Source organism: Dorea longicatena (assembly GCF_024168045.1).
Taxonomy (GTDB): domain Bacteria; phylum Bacillota; class Clostridia; order Lachnospirales; family Lachnospiraceae; genus Dorea_A.
Genome location: NZ_CP100126.1, coordinates 41,295 through 54,174 on the forward strand (window position 1 = coordinate 41,295; position 12,880 = coordinate 54,174).

Sequence of the window (12,880 nt, forward strand, 5' to 3'; positions counted from 1 at the left end):
CAATGGGCCAATGGGGACGGGGAAAATGGAATTTTCCCCGTCCCTGTTTCTATTTAAACACATACTTCTGGATCACATCAAACGACGCCGGCCCCACATCCAGAACCGCCTTATGAAACCGCATCTGCGTAAAGTTATCACCCCATTTATTCACCGCATTTTTCTTAAGTTCCAGAAATTCCAGATACCCAATATAGTATTTCAGATAATTAGCCGGATCGGCAATGATCAGATCATAGATATCCTCAATGGTCGCATCATCCGTTATCCCATAAGTGTGGAAAAAAGCCGCCGCATCGGCAAGCTTCCAGCCATCGTAATGGATTCCCATATCGGCAAGTGCATATAGTCCCAGAATGACAGATGAGTTGCGTTGAAATAATGTAGCCTGCTCTTTCGTCAGTGTGGAAAAGTAGTAGCTCATCATCTCGCTGTAAGTGGCCCAGCCCTCGGTGTAGCCGCCATAGTTCAGTACACAGCGGATTGGATCGGGATGAAGGCTTGCATAATAGACATTCTGATATAAATGTCCGGGGTAGCCTTCGTGGGCGAGGGTGGTGAAGAGAGAGAGGTTGTCGGTGAGGTGCCCGTTGTTGATGTAGATTACATTTTCAGAAGTGTTGTCGATGGCCGGGATCATGTAGAAAGCCGGGCTTAAGTAGTCTTCCATGGATTTCTGGACGTATTTGATCTGTGTATGAATCTGTGGATATGGTGGAAAATCTTTCGTAATCTTGCCGGACAATGTGGATAAGATCTTTTCCGGGTCAGATTCGGTGAGTAGTGTACCCTGGGGGCTGAAAATATCAGAAGTTATGGAGGATGAGGCGGAAGAGGAATCACCAGTCAGCACCCGTTGCATAACTGTAAGATCCGAAAGTATCTGTGCATTTGCAAGATTTTGCAGCTCTGCAATACTGCGGGAGGAACCGGTCTCACTTCTTACCAGATATTCGTAATAAGTCCGGCCATTCGGAAGATAGCACAGCCCGTTATTGTTTTTGCCGGAACTGCGGAGTTCGGACAAGCCGGAAATAAGCTGTTCATAGGCCGGAAAAATATATTTTTTTATGTAAACGTTGTTCTGCCGGGTATAGGCTTCCCGCTGCTTTTCGGTAAGGACACCGTCTCTGGCAGAAGCAAGTTCTTCCAGTCGTTCCACGAAAGAAGAATAGAGATAATTGCTTTCTTTTAAATTAACAAAATCCCGGCATTCTTTGATGATGGAGTCAGCAGTGTAGGAGGCCATAAAAAGACCGGATTCGGATTTTGTGTGTTCAAAATTCAGGATAGAGCGGAAGTATTCCGGTGTTTTAGTAAGAAGCTGCAGATAGTTTTCAATATCGGAGATCTCATAAAAACGGTATTCTGATAAGATGACCGGAAGCTGTGACTGAGTTCCTGTGAGAGGTGCAAGTGGTTCGTCGTAGAGTGTATAAGGGGACAGATCATAGGCAGAATTCAGATAGTCATTCAGCACATCATAAGTAAGACGGTTGTCTTTGGAAAGAGATGTTCTGTTATAGGAGCGAAGTCTGGTCCGTTCCGCATCGACACTAGACCGGACCAGTTCGGGATCGGTGGTACATTGTCCATAAGAAATGGGCGCATTTTTTATGCCATATTTTTCGGGATTTTTTAAGGTGTAGTGGAGAGTAATTGTATTTCCACTGATTTCCTGTCGGAAAAGTTCAGAAGTATATTTCGAAAATGCCTGATCCGCATCCTGTTGAGAATGAAAGAACAGAAGAAAAAGGAGTAGAAGTACGGATGCAGACGGAAGCAAAAAGAGTAATGGCTTCCGTTTAAATTTTTCGAGAAATTTTTGCATAAAAATCCCCATATAAATCATTTGTATCATTTATATGGGGATTTCCCGCAAATATGTATTCATTGTTTATAACCGGAAGCCAATATCATAAACTTCCGGTAACTTATATGACTTATAATCCGGTAATCAGCTCAACAATAAAGACGCCGAGACATGCGAACAAGGATACCTTCAGCAGGCTCTTGCCACGGTAGGCCAGAAATACGGCGATGATAAATCCGGCAAGTGCAGACCAGATATTCGCAGTGGCACTGAGGATTGCCGGGAATGTCATAGCAGCAAGCGTCACATAAGGGACATAGTATAAAAATGATTTGATATACGTGCTTTTAATCTCTTTGCGGATCAGCGTCAGCGGAAGCATACGGATCAGGTAAGTAACTGCCGCCATCACAAATATGTAAATGTAAATATTATGATTCATGGTGTGCCTCCTTTGTACTGTCACTCAATTCGCCAGCTTCTTCCAGTTCATCGTACTCGTCCTCTTTCACCGGGAAGAAATAAGCCGCAATTCCTGCAATGATCAGAGTAATGATGATAATACGGAATCCGGATGAAATATTCCTAAGCCCGGGTGTTTTGTCAAATAAAAAGCTGGCTGCCATGGAAATGACAACAACACCTGCGAGTACACGGTTGTTACGAGCCGGCGGAATGATGATCGCCAGAAACATACCATAAAGTGCGACACTTAATGCACTGACAACACGAGCCGGTAATATATTACCGGACAGGATTCCAAGAAATGTACCGAATACCCATCCGAATACAGAGATAAATATAACCCCGTAAGAATAAAACGGACTCAGTTTTCCACCCTTGCAAACTGTGACGCCGAAGATCTCATCGGTCACACCGTAAGCAATGAGAAAACGGTGGAACAGCGGCGCTTCCGGATCAATCTTCTGCGAAAGTGCGCAGGACATCAGACAGTATCTTAAGTTGATGATAAGCTGTGTGATGGCCATCTCTATATAAGAAGCAGTCGATGCGATCAGCGACAGCCCTGCAAACTGTCCGGCGCTGGTCACATTTGTCAGAGAGATCAGAACCGCATCAAAGATCGAAATTCCGACTTTTTTTGCCATGATCCCAAATGTAAATGAAACCGCTATGTATCCAAGACAGATCGGTATTCCGTCCTTGAAACCGGCGGTGAAATATTGTCTTCTGGTCATAATAAATTCCCCAATCTTATGTGTAGTTTCTGTAAATAACGAGAATATTATAAGCGCTCTGATTGGTTGCGTCAATGATGTGAAAAGTGGAAGATGGGAGAGATTGAGAACAAAGATAACAGTATACTATGTAAACGAATAAAAAAATGAATAGAAATAATTCAAAATAGCTGCCGAATTAGTGGAAAACATATAAAACATACAAAACCTATTGACAAGGTAGGGTAAAAGCAGTATCATACGCATATCGAATCTGAGATACGAAAAATACACATAGATGGAGTGATGAGTATGATAAAAGTAGAACACGCAAACAAAACCTTTTCCGGAAAATACGGTAAGGTACATGCCTTGCAGGATGTAAGCATCCATGTAGAAAAGGGAGACATTTACGGAATCATCGGATTCTCCGGAGCCGGTAAATCCACATTGATTCGTCTTGTAAATGGACTTGAAACACTGGATAGCGGAACTGTAACGGTTCATGGAGAAGAACTTGGAAGTCTGAAGAAACCGCAGCTTCGTAAATTAAGAAGAAAAATTGGAATGGTATTCCAGCAGTTCAACCTTCTGGAATCCAAAACAGTTTATCATAATATAGCATTGCCGCTGATTCTTGAGAAAGTACCGAAGGCTGAGATTGACAAGAAAGTTAAAGAAGTTCTTCGGTTTGTAGAACTGGAAGACAAGAAAGACGTGTATGTCAGCCAGCTTTCCGGTGGACAGAAACAGAGAGTCGGAATTGCAAGAGCATTGACAACAACACCGGATATCCTGCTTTGTGATGAGGCAACCAGTGCCTTGGATCCACAGACAACAGAGGCAATTCTGAAACTGCTTAAGAAGATTAATCGTGAGATGGGAGTTACAATCCTTCTGATCACACATCAGATGCAGGTGGTTCAGATGATCTGTAATAAAGTAGCAGTCATGGAGAAAGGTCAGGTAGTCGAGGCGGGAAGTGTACTGGATGTATTCGGAAAACCGCAGGCACCAGTTACAAAGAGATTTGTTCAGACTGTTGTGAATGATCAGATCCCTGAAAGCATCATAAGTCTTGTAAAAGAGCAGAAAGAACATTTCCGTGTAGAACGACTGAAATTTATCGGAAGCAGCGTAAAACGCCCGGTTATCTCAGATATTTGTCATGTAGAAGGAATTGTAGTAAATATCTTAGGAGCAACCGTTCAAGAACTCCAGGACAACATAATGTGTGTGTTCATTTTACAGTTGCTAGGATCTGAAGAGAAGATTCTGAAAGCAGAGAAACAGATTGACGAAAACGGAGTAATCAGAGAAAGGGTAGAGGTGATTTAATGGATCAGCAGTATTTTGGAGTTTCACTGGAGAAATTACTGACCAGTGGAGGACAGACTTTATATATGGTGGCATGGTCATTGATCATCGGAACCATCATAGGAATCATTCTGGCATTGATCCTTGTGCTTTGTCGCAAGGGCGGACTTGCAGAGAATCGGATTCTCTACAATATCGTAAGTATCTACATTAACATTGTAAGAAGCATTCCATTTGTAATCCTTCTTGTAGCAATCATGCCACTGACAAGAACAATTGTTGGAACTACGATTGGAAGTACGGCATCGTTGGTACCACTTGTTATTTATATCAGTCCATATCTGGCACGATTGATGGAGAACAGTTTGTTGGAAATTAATCCGGGTATTCTGGAAGCAGCAGAAGCGATGGGAGCTACAACATGGCAGACTATTCGTTACTTCCTTCTTCCTGAGACACTGGGATCTATTGTTCTGGCACTGACAACTGGTACAATCGGACTTCTCGGAGCATCTGCGATGGCAGGATATGTAGGAGGAGGCGGTGTCGGAGATTTGGCACTGACTTATGGATACCAGAGAATGAATACACCACTGATGATTTTCACAGTTGTAGTACTGGTTATCTTTGTACAGATCCTTCAGTTTGCAGGAAATACAATTTCAAGAAAATTAAGACAGCATAAATAAATATCAGAGTTCTGTAAGAAACAAAAAAGACAGGACAACAAGCCTGGTAATAATAGTTGTGAGTGTTTACAGTCACTGTGTAACGACAGCCGGACATGAGATAGATAAAAAGAATAGGGAGATTTAGATTATGAAAATGAAAAAATTTATTGCAAGTGTATTAGTAGCGGCAACAGCATTTGGTCTTGTGGCATGCGGAAACTCAGGATCAGGCGATTCTGCAAAGAGTGATTCATCAGCAAAAAACACAGATAAGAAGGAAATCGTCTATGGAAAATCTCAGGGACCATATACAGAGCTTTTTGAAGATGCCATTGTTCCGATTCTTGAAAAAGAGGGATACACAGTAAAGGGCGTTGATCTTTCTGATCTTCAGACAGCAGACGTTGCATTAAATGACGGAGATGTTGATGTTAACGTTGAGCAGCATACAGCTTACATGGAAAATTTCAACAAGAGTTATAACGGAGATCTGGTAGCAATCAGCCTGATCCCGACAGTGCCGGCAGGTGTATATTCTAAGAAATATGATTCGATCGATGATATTCCGAACGGTGCAAAAGTGGCAGTTCCAAACGATGCATCTAACACAGCACGGTGTTATCTGATGCTTCAGAAGATCGGCTGGATCAAACTGGATGAGAATGCAGATCCATCCGCAATAACACAGGATGATATCACTGAGAACCCACATAACATTAAGTTTACAGAGATGAACAGTATGACAATCCCGGCTACAATGGCTGATTTTGATTATGTAGCAATTACAGGAAGTGTTGTATACAATGCAGGAATCGATGCTTCTACAGCACTTGCGAACGAAGATATCCAAGATTACCTTGTACTTCAGGTTGTAGTAAAAAAAGAGAACAAAGATGCAGCATGGGCACAGGCAATCGTAGATGCATATCATTCTGATGAATTCAAAGAATATATGAAAAAAAATAATGATGGATTATGGTGGATCCCAGAAGAACTTCAGTAAGTGGTTCTGAGCGGAGTTAAAGAAAGCGAGGTAGAAGCCATGGATCAGACGGAAAAGTTAATTATAGATATAATTGATCAACATAGAGATGAAGTTATTGAGTTTGCAAGAGATATTTATACACATGCGGAACTTGGATATAAAGAATTTCGTACCTCACAGAAATTTGTAAATAAGATGAAAGAATTAGGACTTCACACAGAAACAGGATTTGCCATCACAGGTGTAAAAGCATACCTGAATGAAGAGAAGAAGGAGAATGCATGTCTTGCACTTTTAGGAGAGTTGGATGCTCTGAGAATCCCGGAACATGCCTATGTAAATCCTGAAACAGATGCGGCTCACTGCTGCGGACATCATGCACAGATGGCAGGCATATTTGGTGCGGCACTTGCACTTACAGTACCTGAGATTGCAGAAAAACTGGGTGGACAGGTAGTATTTTTTGCCACACCTGCAGAAGAGTATGGTGAGATTGAATTTAAGAATCAGCTGCGTGAGCAGGGCAAGATTCGCTATGGAGGTGGAAAATGCGAATTGATCCGTACAGGAGCGTTTGATGATATTGATCTCTGCCTGGCGCATCATATTCAGCCGGGAGATGAAATTCAAGTCGGAAGCGGAACAGGAAATGGATTTGTATCAAAAGTAATCCGCTATTTAGGAAAAGCAGCTCATGCAGCCGGAGCTCCTGACAAGGGAGTGAATGCACTTTCCGCAGCTTCTCTTGGCCTTCAGGCATTAGGGCTCAACCGTGAGACTTTTCGTGACGAAGACTGCGTCCGTGTTCATCCGATCATTACGAAAGGTGGAAATCTGGTTAATGTTATTCCGGATGAAATTGTGATCGAGACACTGGTAAGAGCGAAAACAATTGAAGCATTTACGGATGCGGCAAAGAAAACAGATCGTTCTTTTCAGGCAGGTGCAGTGGCGATGGGAGCAAAAGTAGAGATTACTACACTGCCGGGATACCTTCCGACACTTGCAGAACAGGCTTTGCCGGAGTTGAAGAGAGCTGCAGAACTTGCAGCACCGGAAGTACCTGTAAGAGAGGCCGCGGGACATTCCGGCGGTTCTACAGATGTAGGTGATGTGCAGCATCTGATGCCTGTTTATACATTCAATACAGGCGGTGTAAAAGGCGGACTTCATCAGATTAACTTTGAAGTGACGAATGAAGAAGAGGCTTATATTGATACAGCGAAAATGTTTGCATTGGCAGCATATGGATTGCTGAAAGAGAAAGCTGCAAGAAGTAAAGAACTGGTTAAAAATTACAAACCAGTATTCAAAGATTCTGCAGAATATACAAAATTTATGGAGCAGTTTGATTCTAAGGAAGTACTTGATTGATAGTTAAGGAATTTAATTGCAGAAGATTGATACGTACAGCCTGTAGACCTTGACATCCCGCCCGCTTATATGCTACGATTTACATTACGAATGGATATATGACAAACGCATTGATGAAGAGAGTATGTAACAGGAAATCTTACAGAGAATCCCGTGAACTGTAGGTGAGAATACTGCAGTGTGATGCTGAGAGGGACAGGTGGAACGTTACAGAAGATGGCTTACTGAGCGGTGTGGATGAGCATGGAAAATGTAAGTTCACGAAGGGTTCCGCCCTTTACAGCGGAGAGGTGGAGTGGTGACTTCACCCGCAGAGACTGTCGGTTGCGAGACTGATAGTGAATGGAAGTGGTAACACGGATTTTCGTCTTCCCTGGGATTTACGAATTGTAACAGAAGTTATGAGGAGTGAATGCAGGGGAGATTTTTTATATAACAGGAAACTGAGTTTCCTGTTATATAAAAAGCCTCCGGCAGGATGCGCATTCGCGCGAAGAAGTAGGATGTCGCAAGCGACCGCGCTCAGCGCGAGAATGTGCCAGGGCACATTCTATATTTCATATATCCGGTAAACATAGAAGGAGAGAGAAAAAACATGTGTGAAAAATGTAATAAAGGAAAATATTATATTACAACAGCAATCGCTTATGCATCAGGCAAACCGCACATCGGTAACACGTATGAGATCGTGCTGGCAGATGCCATCGCAAGATATAAAAGAAGTCAGGGATACGATGTATTCTTCCAGACAGGAACAGATGAACATGGACAGAAGATCGAGCTGAAGGCAGACGAAGCAGGTGTTACACCAAAGGAATTCGTTGACAATGCAGCAGGCGAGATCAAGAGGATCTGGGATCTGATGAATACTTCTTATGACAAATTCATCCGTACAACAGACGAAGATCACGAAGCACAGGTTAAGAAGATTTTCAAAAAACTGTACGATCAGGGAGACATTTACAAAGGATCTTATGAAGGAATGTACTGTACTCCATGCGAGTCTTTCTGGACAGAGTCTCAGTTAGTAGACGGTAAATGTCCGGACTGCGGACGTGAGTGTAAGCCTGCGAAAGAAGAAGCATATTTCTTCAAGATGAGCAAATACGCAGACAGACTGATCAACCACATCAATGAGCATCCGGAATTCATTCAGCCGGTTTCACGTAAGAATGAAATGATGAACAACTTCCTGCTTCCGGGACTTCAGGATCTGTGTGTATCTAGAACATCCTTCAAATGGGGAATCCCGGTAGACTTCGATCCAAAACATGTCGTATACGTATGGCTCGATGCGCTGACCAACTATATCACAGGAATCGGATATGACTGCGACGGTAACAGCACAGAACTGTTTAATAAGAACTGGCCTGCAGACCTCCACCTGATCGGAAAAGATATTATCCGTTTCCATACCATTTACTGGCCAATCTTCCTGATGGCACTGGATCTGCCGCTTCCAAAGCAGGTATTCGGACATCCATGGCTTCTGCAGGGCGACGGTAAGATGAGTAAGTCCAAAGGAAATGTACTTTACGCAGATGAGCTGGTTGATTTCTTCGGAGTAGATGCCGTACGTTACTTCGTACTTCATGAGATGCCATTTGAAAATGATGGCGTGATCTCATGGGAGCTGATGGTAGAGCGTATGAACTCTGACCTTGCAAATACACTTGGAAACCTGGTAAACAGAACTATTTCCATGACAAATAAATACTTCGGCGGTGTTGTAACAGATAAGGGTGTTGCCGAGACAGAAGAAGAAAAGGCTGTCGATGCAGATCTTAAGGCTGTCACAGAAGATACTCCGAAGAGAGTCGATGCGAAGATGGATGAACTGCGTGTCGCAGATGCAATCACAGAGATCTTCGTACTGTTCAAACGCTGCAACAAATACATCGACGAGACAATGCCGTGGGCACTTGCAAAAGATGAGGCAAAGAAAGACCGTCTGGAGACCGTTCTCTACAACCTGATCGAGAGCATCAAAGCAGGAGCAAAACTTCTGGAATCCTTCATGCCGGAGACTTCAGAGAAGATCCTTGCTCAGCTTGGAGACGGAAAAGTAACAGAAAAACCGGAGATCCTTTTCGCAAGACTGGATGTCAATGAAGTAATGAAAAAAGTAGAAGAACTTCACCCACATGTAGAAGAGAAGGAAGAGGCAAAAGAAGAAGCTGACGAAGAAGTGATCGATATCGAAGCAAAGCCGGAGATCACATTCGATGACTTCGGAAAGATGCAGTTCCAGGTTGGTGAGATTATTGCCTGCGAAGAAGTGAAAAAATCCAAGAAACTTCTCTGTTCACAGGTTAAGATCGGAAGCGAAGTAAAACAGATCGTATCCGGAATTAAGAAACATTACTCTGCAGAAGAGATGGTAGGCAAGAAGGTTATGGTTCTTGTGAACTTAAAACCTGCAAAACTTGCCGGAGTATTATCTGAGGGTATGTTACTGTGCGCAGAAGACGCAGAAGGTAATCTGGCACTTATGACACCGGAGAAGAATATGCCGGCCGGTGCAGAGATCTGCTAATGCAAGTATAGAAAGATACAAAGAAACTGGTTGATAATAGTTGGCTTTGTATATGAAAGAATGAAAATGAGGACGGAGGATTTTTGGAATCACCGTCCTTGTTTGATATATATCTCCAATATCCGACATCTATATACAGTATCTGTCACACAAGTTATCCACATGATGTGGATAAGTATGTGGAAAACCTTGGGATAAGGGTGGGATAACCATGAAATTCCTTGGGATAACGTGTGGAAAAGATGGGATAAATATTGGGATACTGGGGACAGGACATTTTTGATTTGGGACGGAGGATTTAAGACATTATTTTTGAAAATCCTCCGTCCCCGGAGGGATATATGATATTTGATACACATGCACATTATGACGATGAGCAGTTTAATGAGGACAGAGTAGAATTGCTGAATTCTATGGAAGAGCAGGGCGTTGGCACAATTGTAAATGTCAGTGCAGCATATAATTCCTGCAGGAAGGTTATTGCACTTGCAAAGGAATATCCATTTGTATATGCGGCAGTCGGGATTCATCCGGATGAGGTCGGCTGCCTGAATGAAGAGAACTTTGCACAGATGAAAGAGCTGTTTAAAGAGGAGAAAGTGGTTGCGGTAGGCGAGATCGGTCTGGATTATTACTGGGACAATGAGCCGAGAGAAGTGCAGAAAAAATGGTTCATACGGCAGCTGGAACTGGCAAGAGAGTTGGATCTTCCGGTTCTGATCCACAGCCGGGAGGCAGCGGCAGATACCATGGAGATTATGAAAGAGCATGCGAAAGGACTAAGCGGTGTGATCCATTGTTATTCTTATTCCAAAGAAATGGCACAGGAATATATCAAGATGGGATTTTACATCGGCGTTGGCGGAGTGGTAACGTTCAAGAATGCGAAGAAGCTGAAAGAAGTAGTGGAAAATATTCCGCTGACATCAATTGTACTCGAGACGGACTGCCCGTATATGGCACCGGAACCGAATCGTGGAAAGCGCAACAATTCTGCTTATATCCGTTATGTGGCAGAGAAGATTGCGGAATTAAAGGGCATTACGTATGAAGAAGTAGTCGAACAGACGGAGAAAAATGCAAGAGAGATGTACCGGTTATAGCAAAAAGCAGGGGAGATATCGGAAAAACAACGATATCTTCCTTGTTTATTAATAAGAAAACCCTTATGCATAAATTTCCTATTGTCATATAAAACTACTTATGTTAACCTAATCTTACGCAGTCGTCAATCTGACAGACTGCAAAAGTATCTATCAACCAATCGGTAATTATTTCTTTCACTCTATATTCAGAGTAGATAATCCGATGAAAGCAAAAAAGAGGAAGATCGTTTGAAAAAATGTTTCAGGCAGCTCTGAGAATCTGAGGTATTTGCTGAGAACATTTGGTAAACTTCTGCTTTTCTAAGATATACTCCTGTGTTAAAATATGCTTAGGCAGAGAATTCTTTACTTCAAACGATACTTTATCTTACAAAAGAAGGGAGAATTCTATGAGAAGAAACCAGAAAAATGTAACAGAAGATGACTTTATTATGCTTCCGACGGTGGATTTTTGTTTCAAAGAATTGATGCAAAATGAAAATATCCGGAAAGGAATCGTAGCGGCTTTGCTAAAGCTTCACCCGGAAGACGTAGAAAAAACAGACCTCATGCCTACAATATTACAAAAACAGTATGAGGATGATAAATACGGAATTTTGGATGTTCGGGTGAAGTTAAAAAACGGTGTACAGATAGACTTTGAGATGCAAGTTGTCTACTACGACTACTGGGCTAACCGGTCGGCGTATTATCTTGGAAAAATGTATGTGGATCAGATCAGAGAAGGCGACAGTTATGACAGGCTGCAGAAGTGCATTCAGGTAAGCATTCTAGATCATACTTATTTTCAGGATGATGAAAAGTGCTATCGTCGGATTGCATTGTGTGACACAGAGACAGGGAAAGAGTATACAGATCTGTTAGAGATGCACATACTAGAACTGTCCAAGCTTCCGCCTGAGCAGAAAAATGAGACAGATCTGTTACAATGGATGCGCTTTCTAGGCGGAAAATGCAGGGAGGATTTCAAGAAGATGGCAGAGAATAATTCTACTTTTGAAGAGGCATATGATGTATTAGACAGACTGAGTGCGGATGAGAAGAAACGGCTGGAATACGAAGCAAGGCAGAAAGCAATCAGAGATCATGACATTATGATGAAGACAGCAAAAAGACTTGGACTCGAGGCTGGAATTGCAGAGGGAAGAGAAAAGGGAATTGCAGAGGGAAGAGAACAAGAAAAACGCAATATTATTCGTGAAATGCTGCAGGATCACATTCCCGATTATAAAATTAAACAATATACAGGAGCAACAGATAAAGAGATTTCCGAGGAAAAGAGCCGGTTGTTTTAAATGTCTGCGCCTATTATTGGAAGGTAGTGAAATATACAGATCGTACATGATAAAAATTCTCGATAATCTGTTCCGCATATGAAACAGCCAGAAAAGCCCGAAAAATGGGGAAAAGCAAGACCGTGGATTTTAATCAGTGCGCCGGCTATCTTGAAGAATAAATATTTTTACTTTGTAGCAGCATTGTTTATCTTGGCACTTAGCATTGCGTCAGGTAACGGATCTATGACCGTATATTATTGTGGAAATATCTTAAAAGATATGGATATGATGACACCACTTTCCATGGCACTGACACTTCCGGTTATTATTGGAAACTGTTTCGTACCTGCGATTGTTAAGAAAATAGGACATCAGAAAACGCTAATCCTCAGTTCGATTCTGATGCTGGTCGGATTCCTGATCGTAGCAATTAACCCTCACAGCGGAACATTTGCCATCGTCGGAATGGTCGTAAGAGGATTTGGAAATGGAGCAATCTTCGCTTGTGGATTCGCATTAGCAGCCATAGCAAGCTTACCGGGCATATGAGAATCTTCCATCCCCGTTTATATTTTCTTTATACATATTTCATTTTTTATCGCTGTCAATCCCGGCCAAATTAT

Annotated in this window: 11 protein-coding genes; 8 read left to right on the plus strand and 3 right to left on the minus strand. The window is 42.4% G+C overall.

All coding sequences use genetic code 11. From position 1 onward, the window contains the following. Positions 1-49: 49 nt before the first annotated feature. The 3 genes from NKF87_RS00210 to NKF87_RS00220 form a co-directional block, all read right to left on the minus strand. The gene (locus NKF87_RS00210) at positions 50-1,831 is read right to left on the minus strand and encodes a DUF885 domain-containing protein (protein ID WP_253583759.1); all 1,782 of its coding nucleotides are present in this window, start codon (positions 1,829-1,831) and stop codon (positions 50-52) included. A gap of 112 nt (positions 1,832-1,943) precedes the next feature. After that, the gene (locus NKF87_RS00215; protein WP_006427531.1) at positions 1,944-2,255 is read right to left on the minus strand and encodes an AzlD domain-containing protein; all 312 of its coding nucleotides are present in this window, start codon (positions 2,253-2,255) and stop codon (positions 1,944-1,946) included. Then, complete coding sequence (locus NKF87_RS00220) at positions 2,245-3,012, minus strand: AzlC family ABC transporter permease (protein WP_022415264.1); 768 nt, start codon at positions 3,010-3,012, stop codon at positions 2,245-2,247. Before NKF87_RS00220 ends, NKF87_RS00215 begins: the two co-directional genes overlap by 11 nt. A 291-nt stretch (positions 3,013-3,303) precedes the next feature. Here NKF87_RS00220 and NKF87_RS00225 point away from each other — a divergent pair, with 291 nt between their 5' ends. The 8 genes from NKF87_RS00225 (at position 3,304) to NKF87_RS00260 (ending at position 12,806) form a co-directional block, all read left to right on the plus strand. Beyond that, on the plus strand, positions 3,304-4,329 hold the full coding sequence (locus NKF87_RS00225; protein WP_028088378.1) for a methionine ABC transporter ATP-binding protein: 1,026 nt from the start codon (positions 3,304-3,306) through the stop codon (positions 4,327-4,329). Continuing rightward, the gene (locus tag NKF87_RS00230; protein WP_028088377.1) at positions 4,329-4,997 is read left to right on the plus strand and encodes a methionine ABC transporter permease; all 669 of its coding nucleotides are present in this window, start codon (positions 4,329-4,331) and stop codon (positions 4,995-4,997) included. The genes NKF87_RS00225 and NKF87_RS00230 overlap by 1 nt, the downstream gene beginning before the upstream one ends. 130 nt (positions 4,998-5,127) lie before the next feature. After that, positions 5,128-5,982, plus strand: coding sequence for a MetQ/NlpA family ABC transporter substrate-binding protein (locus tag NKF87_RS00235; protein ID WP_182420220.1), 855 nt, complete (start codon positions 5,128-5,130; stop codon positions 5,980-5,982). Between the two features lie 39 nt (positions 5,983-6,021). Next, on the plus strand, positions 6,022-7,338 hold the full coding sequence (locus tag NKF87_RS00240; RefSeq protein WP_253583761.1) for an amidohydrolase: 1,317 nt from the start codon (positions 6,022-6,024) through the stop codon (positions 7,336-7,338). Between the two features lie 595 nt (positions 7,339-7,933). Next, positions 7,934-9,874 (plus strand): methionine--tRNA ligase, encoded by a 1,941-nt coding sequence (gene metG / locus NKF87_RS00245; RefSeq protein ID WP_118224866.1) that lies wholly within the window; start codon positions 7,934-7,936, stop codon positions 9,872-9,874. Between the two features lie 341 nt (positions 9,875-10,215). Beyond that, entirely contained in the window at positions 10,216-10,977 is a 762-nt protein-coding gene (locus NKF87_RS00250) for a TatD family hydrolase (RefSeq protein ID WP_118378370.1), read from the plus strand. 392 nt (positions 10,978-11,369) lie between these two features. Then, positions 11,370-12,275, plus strand: coding sequence for an Rpn family recombination-promoting nuclease/putative transposase (locus tag NKF87_RS00255; RefSeq protein WP_118224868.1), 906 nt, complete (start codon positions 11,370-11,372; stop codon positions 12,273-12,275). Positions 12,276-12,353: 78 nt separating this feature from the next. Beyond that, a complete protein-coding gene (locus NKF87_RS00260) occupies positions 12,354-12,806 on the plus strand; it encodes an MFS transporter (protein ID WP_118224869.1) in 453 nt (150 codons plus the stop codon). Positions 12,807-12,880: the final 74 nt, after the last annotated feature.

Coding starts and splice junctions, on each gene's coding strand:
- NKF87_RS00235 (WP_182420220.1), top strand. CDS start 5,128: ATGAAAATGAAAAAATTTATTGCAAGTGTATTAGTAGCGGCAACAGCA.
- NKF87_RS00240 (WP_253583761.1), top strand. CDS start 6,022: ATGGATCAGACGGAAAAGTTAATTATAGATATAATTGATCAACATAGA.
- NKF87_RS00215 (WP_006427531.1), bottom strand. CDS start 2,255: ATGAATCATAATATTTACATTTACATATTTGTGATGGCGGCAGTTACT.
- NKF87_RS00260 (WP_118224869.1), top strand. CDS start 12,354: ATGAAACAGCCAGAAAAGCCCGAAAAATGGGGAAAAGCAAGACCGTGG.
- NKF87_RS00250 (WP_118378370.1), top strand. CDS start 10,216: ATGATATTTGATACACATGCACATTATGACGATGAGCAGTTTAATGAG.
- NKF87_RS00225 (WP_028088378.1), top strand. CDS start 3,304: ATGATAAAAGTAGAACACGCAAACAAAACCTTTTCCGGAAAATACGGT.
- metG (WP_118224866.1), top strand. CDS start 7,934: ATGTGTGAAAAATGTAATAAAGGAAAATATTATATTACAACAGCAATC.
- NKF87_RS00230 (WP_028088377.1), top strand. CDS start 4,329: ATGGATCAGCAGTATTTTGGAGTTTCACTGGAGAAATTACTGACCAGT.
- NKF87_RS00255 (WP_118224868.1), top strand. CDS start 11,370: ATGAGAAGAAACCAGAAAAATGTAACAGAAGATGACTTTATTATGCTT.
- NKF87_RS00220 (WP_022415264.1), bottom strand. CDS start 3,012: ATGACCAGAAGACAATATTTCACCGCCGGTTTCAAGGACGGAATACCG.
- NKF87_RS00210 (WP_253583759.1), bottom strand. CDS start 1,831: ATGCAAAAATTTCTCGAAAAATTTAAACGGAAGCCATTACTCTTTTTG.